15 protein-coding genes are annotated in these 17,255 nt (G+C 72.0%); 8 read left to right on the top strand and 7 right to left on the bottom strand.

The genetic code is table 11. The annotated features are described in order from the left end of the window. Window positions 1–43: 43 nt before the first annotated feature. On the top strand, window positions 44–1,708 hold the full coding sequence (gene ettA / locus FHU36_RS31145) for an energy-dependent translational throttle protein EttA (protein ID WP_185087312.1): 1,665 nt from the start codon (window positions 44–46) through the stop codon (window positions 1,706–1,708). A 162-nt stretch (window positions 1,709–1,870) separates the two neighbouring features. Here the strand turns inward: ettA and FHU36_RS31140 are convergent, their stop codons facing one another. After that, on the bottom strand, window positions 1,871–2,875 hold the full coding sequence (locus FHU36_RS31140) for a zinc-dependent alcohol dehydrogenase family protein (RefSeq protein ID WP_185087311.1): 1,005 nt from the start codon (window positions 2,873–2,875) through the stop codon (window positions 1,871–1,873). Window positions 2,876–2,940: 65 nt separating this feature from the next. Beyond that, on the bottom strand, window positions 2,941–3,342 hold the full coding sequence (locus tag FHU36_RS31135) for a nuclear transport factor 2 family protein (RefSeq protein ID WP_185087310.1): 402 nt from the start codon (window positions 3,340–3,342) through the stop codon (window positions 2,941–2,943). An 85-nt stretch (window positions 3,343–3,427) separates the two neighbouring features. Between FHU36_RS31135 and FHU36_RS31130 the strand changes: the two genes are divergently transcribed. The 3 genes from FHU36_RS31130 to FHU36_RS31120 all read left to right on the top strand — a co-directional run bounded on the left by FHU36_RS31130 (window position 3,428) and on the right by FHU36_RS31120 (window position 5,920). Beyond that, window positions 3,428–4,012: a TetR/AcrR family transcriptional regulator gene (locus FHU36_RS31130; protein ID WP_185087309.1), complete on the top strand. Its 585-nt coding sequence runs from the start codon at window positions 3,428–3,430 to the stop codon at window positions 4,010–4,012. Between the two features lie 266 nt (window positions 4,013–4,278). Continuing rightward, window positions 4,279–4,740, top strand: a complete 462-nt coding sequence (locus FHU36_RS31125; protein ID WP_185087308.1) for an acyl-CoA thioesterase — start codon at window positions 4,279–4,281, stop codon at window positions 4,738–4,740. A gap of 10 nt (window positions 4,741–4,750) precedes the next feature. After that, a complete protein-coding gene (locus tag FHU36_RS31120) occupies window positions 4,751–5,920 on the top strand; it encodes an MFS transporter (protein WP_185087307.1) in 1,170 nt (389 codons plus the stop codon). Between the two features lie 122 nt (window positions 5,921–6,042). Here FHU36_RS31120 and FHU36_RS31115 read toward each other — a convergent pair whose 3' ends face one another. The 4 genes from FHU36_RS31115 to FHU36_RS31100 all read right to left on the bottom strand — a co-directional run bounded on the left by FHU36_RS31115 (window position 6,043) and on the right by FHU36_RS31100 (window position 9,712). After that, the gene (locus FHU36_RS31115; RefSeq protein WP_185087306.1) at window positions 6,043–7,557 is read right to left on the bottom strand and encodes a glycoside hydrolase family 13 protein; all 1,515 of its coding nucleotides are present in this window, start codon (window positions 7,555–7,557) and stop codon (window positions 6,043–6,045) included. Between the two features lie 16 nt (window positions 7,558–7,573). After that, complete coding sequence (locus FHU36_RS31110) at window positions 7,574–7,954, bottom strand: globin (RefSeq protein ID WP_185087305.1); 381 nt, start codon at window positions 7,952–7,954, stop codon at window positions 7,574–7,576. A 9-nt stretch (window positions 7,955–7,963) separates the two neighbouring features. Then, window positions 7,964–8,971 carry a mechanosensitive ion channel family protein gene (locus FHU36_RS31105; RefSeq protein WP_312891933.1) on the bottom strand — a complete coding sequence of 336 codons (1,008 nt, stop codon included), beginning with the start codon at window positions 8,969–8,971 and terminating at the stop codon, window positions 7,964–7,966. A gap of 456 nt (window positions 8,972–9,427) precedes the next feature. Continuing rightward, entirely contained in the window at window positions 9,428–9,712 is a 285-nt protein-coding gene (locus tag FHU36_RS31100) for a hypothetical protein (RefSeq protein ID WP_185087304.1), read from the bottom strand. A gap of 273 nt (window positions 9,713–9,985) precedes the next feature. Here FHU36_RS31100 and FHU36_RS31095 point away from each other — a divergent pair, with 273 nt between their 5' ends. The 4 genes from FHU36_RS31095 (at window position 9,986) to FHU36_RS31080 (ending at window position 15,432) form a co-directional block, all read left to right on the top strand. Then, window positions 9,986–11,545 (top strand): NsdA family TPR-like regulatory protein, encoded by a 1,560-nt coding sequence (locus tag FHU36_RS31095; RefSeq protein ID WP_185087303.1) that lies wholly within the window; start codon window positions 9,986–9,988, stop codon window positions 11,543–11,545. After that, window positions 11,542–12,024, top strand: a complete 483-nt coding sequence (locus tag FHU36_RS31090; RefSeq protein WP_185087302.1) for a GNAT family N-acetyltransferase — start codon at window positions 11,542–11,544, stop codon at window positions 12,022–12,024. Before FHU36_RS31095 ends, FHU36_RS31090 begins: the two co-directional genes overlap by 4 nt. A 230-nt stretch (window positions 12,025–12,254) precedes the next feature. Beyond that, entirely contained in the window at window positions 12,255–13,517 is a 1,263-nt protein-coding gene (locus FHU36_RS31085) for a DMT family transporter (RefSeq protein ID WP_185087301.1), read from the top strand. 226 nt (window positions 13,518–13,743) lie between these two features. Beyond that, complete coding sequence (locus FHU36_RS31080; RefSeq protein WP_312891932.1) at window positions 13,744–15,432, top strand: tetratricopeptide repeat protein; 1,689 nt, start codon at window positions 13,744–13,746, stop codon at window positions 15,430–15,432. 32 nt (window positions 15,433–15,464) lie between these two features. On the opposite strand, the gene FHU36_RS46590 is transcribed toward FHU36_RS31080, so the two are convergent. Then, window positions 15,465–17,219: an NmrA family NAD(P)-binding protein gene (locus FHU36_RS46590; protein WP_185087300.1), complete on the bottom strand. Its 1,755-nt coding sequence runs from the start codon at window positions 17,217–17,219 to the stop codon at window positions 15,465–15,467. Window positions 17,220–17,255 lie beyond the last annotated feature (36 nt).

The following is a 17,255-nucleotide window of genomic DNA, read 5'->3' as shown; positions in this document are numbered from 1 at the left end:
CGGAGCGGCGGAAGCCCGCTGGGGAGCCCCTAAGCTAGATGGCATGCCGGAGTACATCTACACGCTGCAGCGCGTGCGCAAGGCGCACGGCGACAAGGTTGTCCTTGACGACGTCACCCTGTCGTTCCTGCCAGGCGCCAAGATCGGCGTTCTGGGGCCGAACGGCACCGGTAAGTCGACGCTGCTCCGGATGATGGCCGGCCTGGAGCAGCCGTCCAACGGCGAGGCGAAGCTCATGCCGGGCTTCACCGTCGGCATGCTCCAGCAGGAGCCCCCGCTCAACGAGGAGAAGACCGTCCTCGGCAACGTGCAGGAGGGTGTCGCCGAGACGATGGCGATGCTCGAGCGCTACAACGCGATCGCCGAGCAGATGGCCACCGACTACAGCGACGAGTTGCTGGCGGAGATGGGCAAGCTGCAGGACCAGCTTGAGCACCGCAACGCGTGGGAGCTCGACAGCCAGCTCGAGCAGGCGATGGACGCGCTGCGCTGCCCGCCGCCCGACGCCGACGTGACCATGCTGTCCGGTGGCGAGCGCCGCCGGGTCGCGCTGTGCAAGCTGCTGCTGGAGGCGCCCGACCTGCTGCTGCTCGACGAGCCCACCAACCACCTCGACGCCGAGAGCGTGCAGTGGCTGGAGCAGCACCTGGAGAAGTACTCCGGCACCGTGCTGGCTGTCACCCACGACCGCTACTTCCTCGACAACGTCGCCGGCTGGATCCTCGAGCTCGACCGCGGGCGCGCCTTCGCCTACGAGGGCAACTACTCGACCTACCTCGAGGCCAAGGCCCAGCGGCTCAAGGTCGAGGGCCAGAAGGACGTCAAGCGCAAGAAGCGCCTGGAGGACGAGCTGGAGTGGGTCCGCTCCAACCCGAAGGCCCGCCAGACCAAGAGCAAGGCCCGTCTGCAGCGCTACGAGGAGATGGCCGCCGAGGCCGACAAGTACCGCAAGCTCGACTTCGAAGAGATCCAGATCCCGCCGGGCCCGCGCCTCGGCACCACGGTGATCAGAGCCGAGGACCTCACCAAGGGCTTCGAGGACCGGCTGCTCATGGAGAAGCTGACGTTCGACCTGCCCCGCAACGGCATCGTCGGCGTGATCGGCCCCAACGGCGTCGGCAAGACCACGCTGTTCCGCATGATCACCGGCAGTGAGACGCCCGACAACGGCTCCATCGTCGTGGGCGACACCGTCAAGATCTCCTACGCCGACCAGTCGCGCGGCGGCATCGACCCCAACAAGAACGTCTGGGAGGTCGTCTCCGACGGGCTCGACCACATCAAGGTCGGCAACGTCGAGATGCCGTCCCGCGCCTACATCGCGGCGTTCGGCTTCAAGGGGCCCGACCAGCAGAAGAAGGCCGGTGTCCTGTCGGGCGGCGAGCGCAACCGGCTCAACCTGGCGCTCACCCTCAAGCAGGGCGGCAACGTCCTGCTCCTCGACGAGCCCACCAACGACCTCGACACCGAGACCCTGTCGTCGCTGGAGAACGCCCTGCTCGACTTCCCGGGCTGCGCGGTCATCACGTCGCACGACCGGTGGTTCCTCGACCGCATCGCCACCCACATCCTGGCGTGGGAAGAGGGCTCCAACTGGTTCTGGTTCGAGGGCAACTTCGCCGACTACGAGAAGAACAAGATCGAGCGGCTGGGTGCCGACGCGGCCCGTCCGCACCGGGTCACCTACCGCAAGCTGCACCGCAACTGACGGTCCCCGGCTGCGGCCGGGCTCGTGAGCGTGACCGCCGTGCGAGGGACGAGGGTTGATCGTCCGTCGCACGGCGGTGGTGCGTCCGGGGGTGGATTCGGGCGCTGTCGGCGGCGGCGGGTGAGTTCGGGCGCCGCGCCGGTGGGTGGCGGTTTCGCAGGGTCAGAGGCGGATGATGACCTTGCCGAAGGCCTGGCCCGACGCGTAGTGGCGGTAGGCGTCGGCGGCGGCGTCGAAGGGGAAGACGCGGTCGACGACGGGCCGGAGGCGGTTGACCTCGATGGCGCGGTTCATCGCGACGAACTGGGCGCGGCTGCCCACGGCCACGGCGCGGACCGTGGCGCCGGAGGCGAAGAGCACGCGCGGGTCGACGGGTGGCGCACTTTCCGAGACGAAACCCACGCAGGCGACGTGGCCGCCCAAGGTCACCGCCCTGAGTGACCGCTCCAGCAGGCCGGCGACGTCGACGACGCGATCGGCGCCCCGGCCGCCGGTCAGCTCGATGACCTGGCCGGGCCAGTCGGGCGTGGACCGGTAGTCGATGACCTCGTCGGCGCCGAGCTCCGCCAGGCGCGCCGCCTTGTCCGGGCTGCTGGTCGTGGCGATCACCCGGGCGCCGAGCGTCTTGGCGAACGCCAGCGCGAACAGCGACACCCCGCCCGACCCCTGGACCACCAGTGTCTGCCCGGGGCGTAGGCCGACGCCGTCACCGGTGAGGGCGTTCCACGCGGTGACCGCCGCGCAGGGGAGAGTCGCGGCCTCCTCGAACGACAGGTGAGAGGGGACGGGCACGAGCGCGTCCTCCCCGAGCACCGCCAGCTCGGTCAGCATCCCGTCCAGGGAGCCGCCCAGCTGCGGCAGGTGCCGGGCCGCGAACGGGCCGTCCTGCCAGCTCGGGAACAGCGTCCCCATGACGCGGTCGCCGGCCCGGGCCGACCGCACCCCGGGGCCCACCGCGACCACCTCTCCGGCGCCGTCCGAGATCGGCACCACGTCGGGCTTGACCGGCAGGACGTACTCGCCGCGCAGCACGAGCAGCTCGCGGAAGCTCAACGAGGTGGCGCGCACGGCGACCAGGACCTGCCCGGGGCCGGGCACCGGGTCCTCGTGCTCCCTGATCGACAGGCCGTCCAGCCCGCCCCCGCTGGTCAGGTGGTAACTGCGCATGGCTTCGGATTCCCTTCCCGTGACCGGTGACCGGTGACCGGTGATCGGTGATCGGTGGCCGGCGTTCAGCGGTCGAGCTCGGCTTCGACGGTGGTCGGCAGGACGTCGGCGCCGGTCTTGCTGTAGCCGAGCGCCTCGACGATCAGGCCGGCACGTACGCGCATGAGGTTCACCCCGCGTACCGAGTCGGCGGGACCCGGGCCGAAGTGGTACCGCCAGCGGATGGTCGCCCGGTCACCGGCGACCACCACCTCCTCGGGCTCGAACCGGACGTCGCGGTCCTCGGCGAGCGCCTGCCAGAACTCCAGGCATGCCGTACGGCCCTGGTAGCGGGCACCGTCGGGCGCCGGTTGGATCGTCTCCATCACGCAGTCGTCGCCGACCAGATCGGTGAGCACGGCGGCGCTGTGTTCGGTGAAGGCGCGGTTGAAACGGTCGATGACCTCGGCGGTCGTCCGGAGCGTCATGGAGTCCCCTTGGAGATAGAACGTTCGGTCTACCCATGTATATCGACCGGTTGATCTACTCGTCAACCGGTGGCACGCTGGGGGTGTGAGCACACGCACCACACCCGGTCCGCGCGAACGCCTCCTCGACGCCGCCCAGCAGCTGACCTACAGCCACGGCATGGGCGTCGGCGTCGACACCATACTCAAGGCGGCGAACGTGGCCCGCCGCTCGCTGTACGAGCACTTCGGCGGGAAGGACGGGCTGATCGCCGAGGTGCTGCGGCGGAGCAGTGACGAGGACGCGGCGCGCTACGAGAAGACCATGACAGCCGCGGGCGAGGATCCACGCGAGCGCCTCCTCGCCGTGTTCGACCGGCTCGCCGAGGTCATCGCCGCGCCGGACTTCCGCGGTTGCCGCTACCTGGCCGCCGATCTCGCCCTGGCCGACCCCGCCCACCCCGGGCACGCCATCACCCGCGCATACCGGCGCCGCGTGCACGGCCTCCTCGAGAACGAGCTCGTCCGGCTCGGACATCCGCGACCCGAGCACGCCGCCGGACAGCTCCAGCTCCTCATCGACGGCACGCTGGCGGTCGGCGCCACCCGGCCGGGCGCGGACCTCGCGGATCCCGCTGCCTCCGCGCGCGAACTCGCCGAGCGGATCCTCGACGTCGGTCACCGCACCTGACGGACGGACGCGCGGGTCCTGGGGAACGGGCACACCGGCGGCGCGGGGACGGGGCGGACGCGGGTCTGGGGGCGGTCCGGAGGTGGGGTGAGAGGCTGGGGGTGGCAGGCGAGGGGCGGCGGACAGGGCGAAGGCGGGTCCGGCAGGTGGGTCTGGGGGTGGTCCGGAGGTGGGGTGAGAGGTTGGGGGTGGCAGGCGGGGAGTGGCGGACAGGGCGAAGGCGGGTCCGGCAGGCGGGTCCGGGGGCGGTGGGGAGGGACCTGCCGATGGGGCAGGGCGTGGGGGCGGGTAGCGTGGCGCACGTGGTGCAGAACTCCCTCGCTCAACGGCACGTCTTCCCCCGCATGGTGCGGTTCGCGGACATCGACTCCCTCGGGCACGTGAACAACGTCCGCTTCTTCGACTACCTGGAGGACGCGCGCCTCGGGATGCTCCATATCGACCCCTACAAGGCCGGTGACGACCCCTTCAAGGGCCTCGTCATCGCCCGGCACGAGATCGACTACCGGCGCCCGCTGGGCTTTCGCGCCGATCCGGTGCGGGTGGAGACGTGGGTGACCGAGGTGCGCCCCGTCCGGTTCACGCTGCGGTACGAGATCCGTGACGACGACGAGGTGTTCGTGACCGCCACCTCGATCGTCGTGGCGTACGACGTGGAACGCGGCGCCCCGCGCAGGCTGACCGGGGACGAGGTCGCCTACCTCAAGCGTTTCCTCGCCCCCGCCTGACCCGGCCCGCATGAAGCGCTGGGTGATGCTCGGCCTGGGGGTCAACGCGCACGCCGGCGTCACGCTCGGGCTGTTCGGGCTGCCGCTCGTCATGCCCGACGTCCAGCGGTTCTTCGGGGTGTCGCTCCCCGTGGCCGGGCTGATCGCGACCGCCCCCGCCATCGGCGTCCTGTTCGCCCTCGTGCCCTGGGGCGCGCTGGCCGACCAGCGCGGTGAGCGGCTCGTGCTGGGCGTGGGCGTGGGGCTGGCGGCGGTGTTCTTCGCGGGGGTGGCGCTGGTCAGCGAGATCTGGGCGGTGATGGCGTTGCTGGCACTCGCCGGGGCTGCCGGCTCCGCGGCGATAGTGGGTGGCGGGCGGATCGTGCTGCGCTGGTTCGAGCCGCCCGAACGCGGCGTCGCCATGGGCGTGCGGCAGGTCTCCTACACGCTCGGCATGGCCGTGGCCGCTTTCGTGCTGCCGCCGGTCTCGCGCGCGTACGGGCTGCGGGGCGTGCTCGCCGTGTGCGCCGTGGTGAGCCTGCTCGCCGCGCTGCTGGCGGCCCTGTTCCTGGCGGGGCCGCCGCGCCGGGTCGCCCATGGCGGTGCGGTGGCCGCCACCGCCTCGCCGTACCGGCAGCCGGCGCTGTGGCGGGTGCACGCCACCAGCGCGCTGCAGCAGGTCCCGCAGGCCGTGGTCGGCACGTACGGCGTGATGTGCCTGGTCGAGGTGTACGGGTGGGACGGCGTGCGGGCGGGACAGTTGTTCGGCGTGGCCGCGGTCGGCGGCGCGGCGGTGCGCGTCGCGGTGGGCCGCTGGTCCGACCGGAGCGGGCTGCGCATGGCTCCGCTGCGCCGCCTGACCTACTGCGCCCTGGTGGTGCTCGCTCTGCTGGTGGCCGGTGCCGTCACCGGGTCGTGGCTCGGCCCCGCCATGCTGGCGTCGGCGGCGGTCATCACCGTGGCGGGCAACGGCCTGGCCTACCTGGCGGCGGGGGAGCTGGCCGGGCCGGGATGGGCGGGGCGGGTGCTCGGCACGCACAACACGGTGCAGAACGTCGTCGCGCTGGGCGTGGTGCCCCTGGCGGGCCTGTTGATCGCCGAGGTGGGGTACTGGGCCGGGTTCGCCGCCGGGCTGCTGGTCGCGCTGCTGTCGCTGCCGGTCATCCCGGTGCGGGGCGAACGCAGCGCGCACCGGTCCTGAGTGCGGCCGCGGCGCAGGCGGCCACCCTCAGCCAGACGGAGCGAGGCGCCGGGCGCGTGGTGCCGGGGCGCGTGGAGGCGGGGTGCCGGGCTCGCGTGGGGTGCGGGCCCGGCAGGCGAGTGTCAGGCGTGCAGCCAGGCCGCCGTGTCCGGAGGCAGGAGGCGGTCCTCCGGAAGGTGGCCGCTCGCCAGCAGGACCCGGTCGTGCGGCGGCAGCGGCACCGGCTCGGTGCCGCAGTTGAGCACGCACACCACCGGCCCGCGGGCGAAGAACAGCGCGTCGCCGGGCGAGTCCAGCCACGCGATGGTGTGCGGGATCTCCCCCACCAACTCCCGCCGCAAGGCCAGCGCCCGGCGGTAGAACTCCAGCGTCGAACCCGGATCCCCCTCCTGCGCCGCCACGCTCAGCGCCTCGAAGGAGTCCGGCTGCGGCAGCCACGGCAGCACCCCGTCGGGCGAGAAGCCGTACGACGCCCCGCCGGTCGTCCACGGCAGCGGCACCCGGCACCCGTCGCGGCCCGGCATCTCGCCCCCGGTCTGGAAGAAGACGGGGTCCTGGCGCGCCTCCGGGGGAAGATCCTTCACCTCGGGGAGTCCTAGTTCCTCCCCCTGGTAGAGATATGCACTACCGGGCAGGGCCAGCATGGTGAGCATCGCGGCCTTCGCCCGCGCGAGCCCGGTGCCGGGATCGGCCGTCTCGTACCGGGATCGGTGCCGTACGACGTCGTGGTTGGACAGCACCCACGTGGCGAACGGCACGGTCGCCAGCGTGTCGTCGATGACCTTGCGGAACGCCGTGGCCGACCACGGCGCCTGCAGCCAGGCGAAGTTGAAGCTCTGGTGCAGCTCGTCCGGCCGGACGTAGAGCGCGAGGTCCGCCGGGTCGTCGGTCCAGACCTCGCCGACGGCCATCCGCTCGCCCGGATAGGTGTCGAGCAGCGCGCGCCACTCGCGGTAGACCTCGTGCACCTCCGGCTGCCCCCACACCGGAGACCTCGACTGGAACGACTGGTCCTCGACGTCCGGCAGCCCCTCGGCCTTGTACAGGCCCATGGCGACGTCGATGCGGAAGCCGTCGACGCCCCGGTCGAGCCAGAACCGCAGGACGTCGAGGAACTCGGCGTGCACCTCGGGATTGCGCCAGTTGAAGTCGGGCTGGTCGGGGGCGAACAGGTGGAGGTACCACTGCCCGTCGGCCACCCGCGTCCAGGCGGGGCCGCCGAAGGTGGACTGCCAGTTGTTGGGCCGTTCGGGGGAGGAGCGGAAGACGTAGCGGTCACGGTGCTCGCCGCGCAGCGCCTCCTGGAACCACGGATGCTCGGCGGAGCTGTGGTTGGGCACGATGTCGACGACCACCTTCAGCCCGTGCTCGTGGGCGTCGGCGACGAGTGCCTCGAAGTCGCCCAGCGAGCCGAACAGCGGGTCCACCCCGCGGTAGTCGGCCACGTCGTAGCCGCCGTCGGCCATGGGGGAGGAGTAGAAGGGCGTCAGCCAGATGGCGTCGACGCCCAGCCGCCGGAGATACGGCAGGCGTTGCCGGATCCCGGCGAGATCGCCGACGCCGTCCCCGGAGGCGTCGGCGAAGCTGCGTACATAGATCTCGTAGACGACGGCGTCGCGCCACCAAGGGATAGCCATGAGGCGGTCATGCCCGCTACGACGGTGAGTTCACCAGACTGTGGGCGGCGTAGACGAGATAGTCCCACAGCCGCTTCTCCTGGTCCTCGGGCAGGCCGAGCGACTCCACGCCGTCACGCATGTGCTTGAGCCAGGCGTCGCGCTCGGCCTCGCCGATGACGAACGGCACGTGCCGCATGCGCAGCCTGGGGTGGCCACGCTCCTGGCTGTAGGTGTTGGGCCCGCCCCAGTACTGGACGAGGAAGCCCCGCAGCCGGTCCTCCGCGCCCGTGAGGTCCTCCTCGGGGTAGAGGGGACGCAGCAGCGGGTCCTGGGAGACCCCCTCGTAGAAGCGGTGCACGAGGCGCCGGAAGGTCTCCTCGCCCCCGACGGCTTCGTAAAAGGACGTTTCAGTCACCGTCCAAGCCTATGCGGTGGGCACCATGGCGATGCCCGCGGCGTCGAGAGCGGCCTTGACCCGCAGGCGGAGCTCCCGGGAGACGTCCGCCTGCTTGGTGGGCAGCGTCTTGGCGGAGACGCGGAAGACCAGGCTGCTGTCGGAGAGCTGTTCGACGCCGAACACCGTGGGCCGCTCCACGATCGACGTCTCGCGGAACTCGGGGTCGTCCCAGACCTCCTTGGCCACCCGCTCCAGCACGTCGCGTACGGCGGTGACGTCGCTGGCGTAGCCGACGGGGACGTCGACGTAGGAGCGGGACCAGCCCTGCGACTCGTTGCCGACGCGGGTGATGGTGCCGTTGCGCACGTACCAGACCCGGCCGTCCGCGTCGCGCAGCCGGGTGATCCGCAAAGTGACCGCCTCGACCGTGCCCACGGCGGCGCCCGCGTCGATCACGTCGCCCACGCCGTACTGGTCTTCGAGCAGCATGAACATGCCGGCGATGAAGTCCTTGACGAGCTCCTGCGCGCCGAAGCCGATCGCGACGCCGAGGATGCCGACGCTGGTCAGCACGGGGGCGATGGGGATGGTCAGCCGGTCGAGCACGGTCAGGATCGTGGTGCCGAGGATGACGATGGAGGCGATGTGCTTGAGCACCGATCCCATGGTCTCGGCCCGCTGCTTGCGCCGCTCGTGCAGCAGGGCGTCGATGCCCTCAGGAGCGGAGCCGCGCCGGAACCGGGTGGTGATCGCGCCGCCGACGGCCGCTCGGCCGACCACCCGGGTGATCAGGCGGTGCGCGATGTTGCGGATGACGAAGCCCAGGAGCAGGATCAGCGCGATGGTGATGGCGCTGGCGACGAGCGGCGCCCACAGGGCCCCGTCGAAGAAGCCCGCGACCGTGGCGCAGATGAACCCGTCGTCCGCACAGGCGTTGGCGATGTCCGAGCCGACCTTGTCGAGGCTGGGCAGCACCGACTCGGTCGAAGTGGGAGTCGGGGAGGGCGACGGTGCTGGTGCGGCCAGCGTGGACACTGGGCGGATCCCCCTTCGGGAAGCGGTTCGGTCGGCGGTTCCTGGACCGTTTCGATCCAAAAGATACCGCCGACCGAACCGGCCGCCGTCACATCACGCCGGGGAAGACGGGGTCGTCAGGGCCCGAGGCCGCGGAGGGCGGGACCTGACGCTCCGGTGACGTGCGGCTCGGCCGGGACGGGCACCCGGAAGCCGGTCCCGTGCCGTTTCCCGGGAGCTTCCTCCCGGACGCTCTCCGGTGTGACCCGGAGGGCGGCTCTGTGGCGCCGCGGCGCGGCGCTCGACTACGCTCCGTGACGGCGGGGAGCGCGTCGCCGGATGGTGCGGAACCAGCGGGATGGCCAGGGCTCCTGCGTGCAGGGTGACCCTCCGCACCGGCCATCCCGCCGGCTCCGTGAGGCCGCCGTGGGGACGGTGAGCCGCGGTGGCTGCGCTCCACCCGGTTCACCGCCTGTGTCACTTCCCCACGGCGGCGAGCACTCGGGCGACCTTGGTCGCCGCGCCGGCCGGATCGTCGGCGGCGTGCATCGGCTCCCCCCATGACCAGCAGTAATGCCAGTCGGGCAGGTCCGCGACCGTGGACGGCCGGCAGGTGACGTTCTCCGTGAGGCTCGTCGCCTCCGGGTTGATCACCCGGACGAACAGCCGCCCGGTCTGGGTGCGGACCACTCGTGCGAGCAAACCACGAGCGCCGAGCTCGGACACCAGACGCTCCAGGTGCTCGAAGTTGTCGTCCCCCACCTTCGGTCCCTCCCTCGCATCGTTGCTGGTGGGCCAAAGATGACTCAAGTCGGCCCGTTACGCAACGAGGCCCATGTGCTTACGGGGAGTCGCTTCTCCCTCGTGGGTATTAAGAAACAGTCCGCCGGAGGACGATCCTTAACCGTAAGCTTCAAGACGACGTTTTCTTGCTGTCCTCAATGGTCCATAGTGTTTGCTAGGCGGAGTGCGACCTGGAGGCTACGATCCGTAATCATCCGCGGATCGTACGGGACATGTGTGAGAGGGGCCGGGATGTCCGGCAGACAGCACAGGGAAACGGAGATGGCGCGACGGATCCGAGCCAAGGGGCTCGCCGTCGGCCAAACCGCTGCCCAGATCGCTGAAGAGATTCACGAAGCCTGCGCGCCACAGTTCGGCACGACGAAGATCAAGAGCCATCGCCTGTCGTACGGCATCGCGCTGGCCGACGTCATCGAACAGGTGCGCGCCCTGTTCGACCGGGACGCCAAGCCGGCGCCCGGCATCGGCGAGACCCTGCTGTCGGCCTACGAGAGCGGGCTCAAACGACCCGGACCCGAATACCTCCACTATCTGTGCACGGTCTACCGGGTCGAGCCGGTCTCGCTCGGCTACGACGGACCGTGCATCTGCGGCCACGGCCACCGGATGCCGGGCCCGCCCGGTGACGAGCCCGGGGAGCCGGCCGGGACGGCCCGGACGGCCGACCGCTCCCGCGAGGCCCAACCGCCGCCCCGCGAGGAGCCGCGGCCGGACGACCAGGAGGACGAGAACATCCTCCGTCGCACGCTGCTCCACCTCCTCAACGGCAACTCCGCCAAGAAGCTCGACGGGCCGGTGCTCGGTGCCATCGAAGGCATCAGGCGGCGCATGGACGAGACGCTGGTGTCGTCCACCGTCTCCTACGCGATGCTCGACCAGTGGGAAGAGGCCACCGTCGCCTTCGGCCGGCAGTACACGACCACGGCCCCCCTCCGCCTGCTCTGCGACGTCCTGCTGGAGCTCAGCGCCGTGCGCAGCGCCATGTCGCACCGCCAGCCCATCGACCTGCAGGACCGGTTGTGCCGGATGGCCGCCCAGCTCGCCGGGTTGAGCGGCATGATCCTGATCAACCTGGGCGACCACCGCCTGGCCCGCTCGTTCTTCCGCACCGGCCGGGTGGCGGCCGACGAGACCGGCGACCGCGCCCTGCGTGCGTGGGTGATCGCCCGCGAGTCGCTCGTCCCGCTCTACTACGGCGACGCCCGCGAGGCGCTCCACCTGGCCAAGAAGAGCCGCGACCTGGCCGGGCAGACGCCGTGCGCCGCCCAGGCGATGGCGCCGGTCGTCGAGGCCCGCGCGCTGGCCATGCTGTCGAGCGCCGAGAACAAGAAAGAAGTCGTCGACCAGGCCAAACGCGCACTGGCCCGGGCCCGCAACGCCTTCTCGCACATCAAGGGCGACGAGCGCGAGGACATGGCCTTCGGCTACACCGAGCGGCAGCTCTACTTCTACCAGGGCGACGTGCTCACCAAACTGGGCCAGACGGTGGAGGCCGAGGTCGTGCTGGACCAGGCGCTCGACAAGTACCAGGACCACATCCTCGACCAGACGCTGATCAGGCTCGACCTGGCCCAGTGCCGGCTCATCGAGGGCGAGCTGTCCGAGGCGCTCGACATCGCGACCGAGGCGCTGCGGCTGCTCGGCCCCGAATACCTGACCGACTTCATCCTGCGTCCCGCCTTCGCCCTGGAGCAGGCGATCGCCAAGCGAGAGGCCGGCCATCCGGGCCTGGCGGCCTTCCGGGCCCTGCTCAAGCAGCCGATCATGAGCGAAGGGAATGGCGGTGCATGAAGCTCCAGATCCGGCGTTACCGTTGGTCCGACCTCGACACGATCCTGGCCCTGCACCAGATCAGCCTCGCCGGGGTCGGGCTGTTCCCCGGTGACGGGGTCTACTACGACGACGACTTCCCGCGCATCCAGGAGATCTATCTGGCCTGCGGCGGCGACTTCCTCGTCGGCGAGCTCGACGGCCGGGTCGTCGCCATGGGCGGGCTCAAGCCCATCGACTCCGACACGGTCGAGGTGTGCCGGTTGCGGGTCCACCCCGACCACCAGCGTCGCGGCCACGGTGCCACGATGCTCGCCGCCCTGGAGGAGCGGGCGGTGCGGCTCGGGTTCCGCAGCCTGCGCGGCGACACCACTCTGCGGCAGGAGGCCGCCCTGGCGCTGTACGAGCGGCACAGGTGGCGGGAGGTCTCCCGCGTCCAGGTGGGCGATCTCACCGTGATCTACCTCGAGAAGCGGCTGGTGCCCGCCCGGACCGTCTGACGCCTCGCACCCCGCCATCGGTTACACTCCGTAGTGGCGGGGTGAGTGCTGTCATGCCCCGTCCCCGCCCGTCCACCGGTCTCCGTGACGCCCGCGCTCGGCGCGAAACCCCTTGCGGATAAGGAAGTACGGGCCTGCGGGTGAGGCTCTTCACTCCCGGTGGTAGAGGAACCTCACCGACTGCTGGCTGTACATCCACGGCTGCGTTATGTAGTGACATGCTGTTGGGCATGGCAGTCGTGGCCGCTCCCCGCCCCCTTCTGGGAGCCGTGCTTCTGTTGTTCGTCAGCGCCGCTTGGGGGTCGGCGTTCCCGCTGATGAAGGATCTCATCCTCCGGTTACCGGTCGAGGACCTGCTCGCCGAGCGCTACACGCTGGCGGCCCTGACCTTGCTCCTCCTGCGGCCGGGCTGCCTTCGGGGGCTGTCGCGCCGGACCTGGGGACAGGGGGCGCTGCTGGGGGCCATGTTCGGGGTCGGTCAGGCCGGTCAGGCCGTCGCGCTGGCCAGCCTCCCGTCGGCGGTGTCGGGGTTCGCGGTCGGGTGCAGCGTGGTGATCACGCCGATCCTCGCGCTGGTGCTCTTCCGGGCGCGGGTTCCGACGCGGGTGTGGGCGGGCGTCGCGCTCGCCATGGCCGGGATGACCGTCTTCACGCTGTTGCAGGGGGTCGGCGGCGGGCGGGTCTCCCTCCTCGCGCTGGCGGTGACGCTCCTCGCCGCCGCGCTCTACGCCGGGCACACACTGCTGCTGGCCCGGCTGTCGCGCAGCGGCGACGGCTTCCCGGCCTACGCGTTGACCGTCATCCAGCTCGCCACCATCGGCGGCCTGACCGGCGTGCTCGCCGTGAGCGACGGGATCACGCTGCCCGCCACGTTGCCCGACTGGGGGATTCTCGCGCATCTGTCGGTCGTGTCGTGCGCCCTGGGCTTCCTGGCCCGCTCGTACGGCCAGGCCCACGTCGCCGCGGTGCCGAGCGCGGTGCTGATGTCGTCACAGCCCCTCTGGGTCGCGGCCATCGCGGTGATCTGGTTCGCCGAGCCGGTGAGCTGGGGCATGATCGTGGGCGGCGGGCTCATGGCGGCGGCGATGCTGCTGGCCGTGCCCTCGCGCACGCCCCCGGCCAGGCCGCCGGTGGGGCTGGCGCGCACTCGTACGCTGCTGGAGGTCTCGCACCAGGCGTCGAGGCGGCTGGCCGACCTCAAGGTCAAACGCCCCGCCTCTTCCCGGCCCGCCGAAGCCGTGCCGGTCGTCTCCAAGGCCGCGTGCGAGAACCCGGCGACGTGCCGGCTGAACACGCACTCCGCCAAGGGCAGCGGGCAGCCCAGCCTCGACCGGTTGATCGAGCGGGCCACGCTCATCGTTCGCGCCCGCAACCTGCCGGGGCCGGGCTGCTGCCGGTCGGTCACCCTGATGGGGCGTTGTCTCTGCGCCCTGCTGGCCGAAGCGGAAGAGGACGGTGAGACGGCCCGGCCGTCATGGTTTCGGCCTGGTTAGGCCCGGCCGTCGCCGTGAATATCCGACGCTTTTTATGGCCCTCTGTCCCGCTTATTCGACCGAAAACTTGATAAACGTTCCACCGTCGAATAATGCTGTATTCACCGTGTTCGGAGGGGGACACCATGAAGCGCATCGTCGTTCGCAAGCCAGGCACCGCACAACTCACCGGGGCGGCCAGCGTCATCCACAAGGGGTGAGCCGGGGTCGTCGGACGCATCTCCGGGTGCGGGGCGCTCCGCTCGACCCGACGGGGCACGATCCGACGGGGGCCGTACGGCCGCTGATGCCGATGATCGACGGGCACCGGCGACCGCACGGTCCGTACACCGTGGCCTCGGCCGTCCTGCACCGACTCGTGCCGGAGGCTTTGGAACGTTCCCAGGAGCTGGTGGCCGCCCACGACATCGAGATCAGGGCGGCCGCGCCCGGCCTGGGCGACCTGGTGGTGGCCAGACGGCAGACCGTCGACGCCCGTCTGCCCGACGAGGAGCGCATCCTCGTGCCCGCGCTCCGCCGCACGTCGCGCCTGGCCAACGGGATCACGGAGTTCGTCCGGGAGGTGGTGCCGCCCGGCACGACGCTCATGGTGTGCAACGGCGCGCAGGCCGACCCCACCGACGTCGAGCTGCTCGACGTGATGATGCGCAGGATCCCGCCGGAGGCGCTGGCGATCGTCGTCTACTCGGGGGGTCCCGAGCCGCCCGAGGACCGGCGCGGCGCCGAGGAGCTGTGGCAGGCCGTCGACCGGTGCCTGCGGGAGGGGTTCCTGCACGCCGTGGCCGAGCTGGGGGCGCGCGGGCTGGCCCGTACCGAGCCGGGCGGCGAGCTGTGGTGGCGGTTCGCCCAGCGCACCGCGACGGCGCTCGGCGGGCTCGGGCGGGTGGCCGAGGCGCGCCGGGTGTGGCGGCAGGCGCGCAGGTCGAGCCAGGATCCGGCCGTGCACGCGGCCTGCGCGTACGGCATGGCGATGCTCGACGCCCGGCACCACGCCCCCGCCCGGCGTGACCTGGCCATGGCCAGGGAGTGGATCAACACGGCGATCGCCATCTCGACGCTGCTGCCCGACCCGTACGACAGGGCCTTCAAGCTCGGCTTCGACCGCAACGGGCTGGCGCTGGTCGAGCTGCGCGAAGGGCGGCCGAAGGCGGCGCTGGAGCTGGTCGACTCCGCCCTCGAACTGGCCGTCCAGCTGGGGGAGCGGCACCCCGTGCACCGGATGGTGCTGCGGGCCAACCGGGCGCGGCTGCTGGCGGCGCTCGGGCGGACGAAGGAGGCGCTGGACGACTACGGGGCGGCCATCGCGATAGACCCGGGCTTCCCCGACTACTACCTCGACCGGGGCAACCTGCTGGCCAGGCTGGGGAACCAGGAGGAGGCGCTGGCCGACTACGAGAGCGCGATGCGGGCCGGCCCGCCGCTGCCCGAGGCCCACTACAACCGCGCCGAACTGCGGATCGCCGGCGGCGACCTCGACGGCGCCCTGGCCGACCTCGGGCGGGTGATCGACCTCGACCCGTCCTGCCTCGACGCCTACATCAACCGGGCCGGGCTGCTGGCCGGGCTGGAGCGCGACGAGGAGGCATGGCGCGACGTGAGGGCCGGGCTCGCGCTGGCTCCGGGCAACCCCCACCTCCTGGCGGTGCTGGGCCAGCTCGAGACGGCGGCCGGGCGGCTGGCCGAGGCGCGCCGGGCGCTGGACCGTGCCATCGAGGCGGCGCCCGGGCTGGCGTCGGCCTGGGGCAACCGGGGGGTGCTCCGGTTCGAGGCGGGCGATCCGGAGGGGGCGGTCGAGGACCTGTCGCAGGCCATCGGCCTCGAACCCCAGCCCGACCTGTACGCCAACCGGGCCGTCGCGTTACGGACGCTCGGGCGGGACGCCGAGGCGGACGCGGACGAGGAACGGGCCCGCTGACCGGCGCCACGTCGTGACGGCGGGGCGCACCGTCACGACAGGCGGCTCCGGAGGAAGGACTCGAAGCGCAGCAGGGCAGGGTGCTCGGCGCGCAGGGCGTCCAGGTCGGCCCGGTAGCCGCTCTCCCGGAACCACTCGTACATCCGCTCCCCGCCCGTGGGCTGCGGCTCGAAGCGGGTGGGCGTGCCGGTGACCCGCTCGTACGCCGCGGCGATCTCGGCTCCGGTGAGCGCGTCGCCGGCGATCTCCACCTGCCTGCCGATCCACTCCCGCGGGTGGTCGAACGCCTCGGCCGCGAAGTGGCCGATGTCCTCGGCGGCGATGAGCTGCATGCGCTGCCCCGGGGCGAAGGGCAGCGCGATCACGCGTTCGCCGTCGGGCGTGCCCGCGTAGTGGAGGAGGTTGGTCATGAAGAAGACGGGCCGGAGGATCGTCGCGGGCAGGCGGAGGGCGGCGATGTGCCGTTCGACGGCGGCCTTGGACGCGAAGTGGCCGATGCCGGTGTCGCGTTCGGCGCCGCCCACCGAGGAGTAGACCAGGTGGGCCACGTTCAGCTCGCGCGCCAGGTCGGCCAGCGTGACACCCCGCCGCATCTCCGCCGCCAGCTCCTCCTCGGTCCAGGCGAACGGCTGGACGCTGAAGACGCCGTGCACGCCCGTCATGGCGGCGCGTACGGAGGCGGGGTCGTCCAGGTCGCCCCGGTGCGGGGTCGCGCCGAGCTCCGCCAGGGCGCGGGCGGCGGTGGAGCCGGGGTCGCGGACGAGGGCGCGGACGGTCCAGCCGCGGCCGAGCAGCGCGCGGGCGACCGCGCCGCCCTGGTTGCCGGTCGCGCCGGTCACCAGGATCGTCCTGGCGCGGGCGGGCAGCAGCAGCGTCTTGCCGGTGACCGTACGCGACTCGATGGCGGCGTGCGCCTCGGCGGCGGACTCCAGCGGGAACGTGCCGCCGATCGTCGGGCGCAGCCCGCCTGCGGCGGCCAGCGTCAGCGCCTCCCGGGCCAGCTCGCGAGGGTCCGCCTCCGGCCAGCCGACCTGGGTCACCCGCGGGTCCGCCGTGGTCATCGGGCCGCCCGCCATGCCGTACGCGCTGAACCGGCCGCCGTCGCGCAGCAGCGTCTGCGCGGCCGCGCCGATGGCGCCGCCCACCCCGTCGAAGACCACGTCCACCGGGCCGCCGACGGCCGCCCGTACCTCGTCGGGCCAGCGCGGGTCGGTGTAGTCGACGGTCACCTCGGCGCCCAGCAGCTCGGCGTGGCGGCGCTTGGCGGCGCTGCTCGCCGCGCCCACCACCCGCGCCCCGGCGGCGGAGGCGAGTTGCACGAGCAGCCCGCCCACGCCGCCGCCGGCCGCCTCGACCAGCACCCACTCGCCCGGCCGCGGCGCGGCGGCGCGCGCGAGGCCGACCGCGGTGCGCCCGTCGGCCAGCAGCGTCACCGCCTCTTCGAGGGACAACCCGTCGGGGACCGGGATGAGCTGGTCGGCCGCCGCCACCGCGAGCTCGGCGTAGCCGCCGGTTCCGTTGAGCGTGCTCACCACCCGCGTGCCGATCATCGCCTCGTCCACGCCCTCGCCGACGGCCAGCACGGTGCCGCCGACACCGTTGCCGAGCACGGCGGGCAGCTCCACGCGGCGCGGCCCGCGATCGGCCCGCACCTGCGTCTCGACGAACGTGATGCCGGCCACGGCCACCTCGACGAGCGCCTGGCCCGGCCCCGGGGCGGGGTCCGCGACCGTCTCGACGACCAGCGCCTCCGGCCCGCCGTGCTTCCTCAACACCACCGCACGCATGACTCACCTCCGCATATTCGGAGCGATTCGCTCCGA

Source organism: Nonomuraea muscovyensis, assembly GCF_014207745.1.
GTDB classification, from domain to species: domain Bacteria; phylum Actinomycetota; class Actinomycetes; order Streptosporangiales; family Streptosporangiaceae; genus Nonomuraea; species Nonomuraea muscovyensis.
Note: the sequence above shows the minus strand (reverse complement) of the source record. Positions and strands in the feature narration are given on the sequence as shown.

Coding starts and splice junctions, on each gene's coding strand:
- ettA (WP_185087312.1), top strand. CDS start 44: ATGCCGGAGTACATCTACACGCTGCAGCGCGTGCGCAAGGCGCACGGC.
- FHU36_RS31140 (WP_185087311.1), bottom strand. CDS start 2,875: ATGCGCAGTTACCACCTGACCAGCGGGGGCGGGCTGGACGGCCTGTCG.
- FHU36_RS31135 (WP_185087310.1), bottom strand. CDS start 3,342: ATGACGCTCCGGACGACCGCCGAGGTCATCGACCGTTTCAACCGCGCC.
- FHU36_RS31125 (WP_185087308.1), top strand. CDS start 4,279: ATGGGGCAGGGCGTGGGGGCGGGTAGCGTGGCGCACGTGGTGCAGAAC.
- FHU36_RS31120 (WP_185087307.1), top strand. CDS start 4,751: ATGAAGCGCTGGGTGATGCTCGGCCTGGGGGTCAACGCGCACGCCGGC.
- FHU36_RS31115 (WP_185087306.1), bottom strand. CDS start 7,557: ATGGCTATCCCTTGGTGGCGCGACGCCGTCGTCTACGAGATCTATGTA.
- FHU36_RS31095 (WP_185087303.1), top strand. CDS start 9,986: ATGTCCGGCAGACAGCACAGGGAAACGGAGATGGCGCGACGGATCCGA.
- FHU36_RS31090 (WP_185087302.1), top strand. CDS start 11,542: ATGAAGCTCCAGATCCGGCGTTACCGTTGGTCCGACCTCGACACGATC.
- FHU36_RS31085 (WP_185087301.1), top strand. CDS start 12,255: ATGGCAGTCGTGGCCGCTCCCCGCCCCCTTCTGGGAGCCGTGCTTCTG.
- FHU36_RS46590 (WP_185087300.1), bottom strand. CDS start 17,219: ATGCGTGCGGTGGTGTTGAGGAAGCACGGCGGGCCGGAGGCGCTGGTC.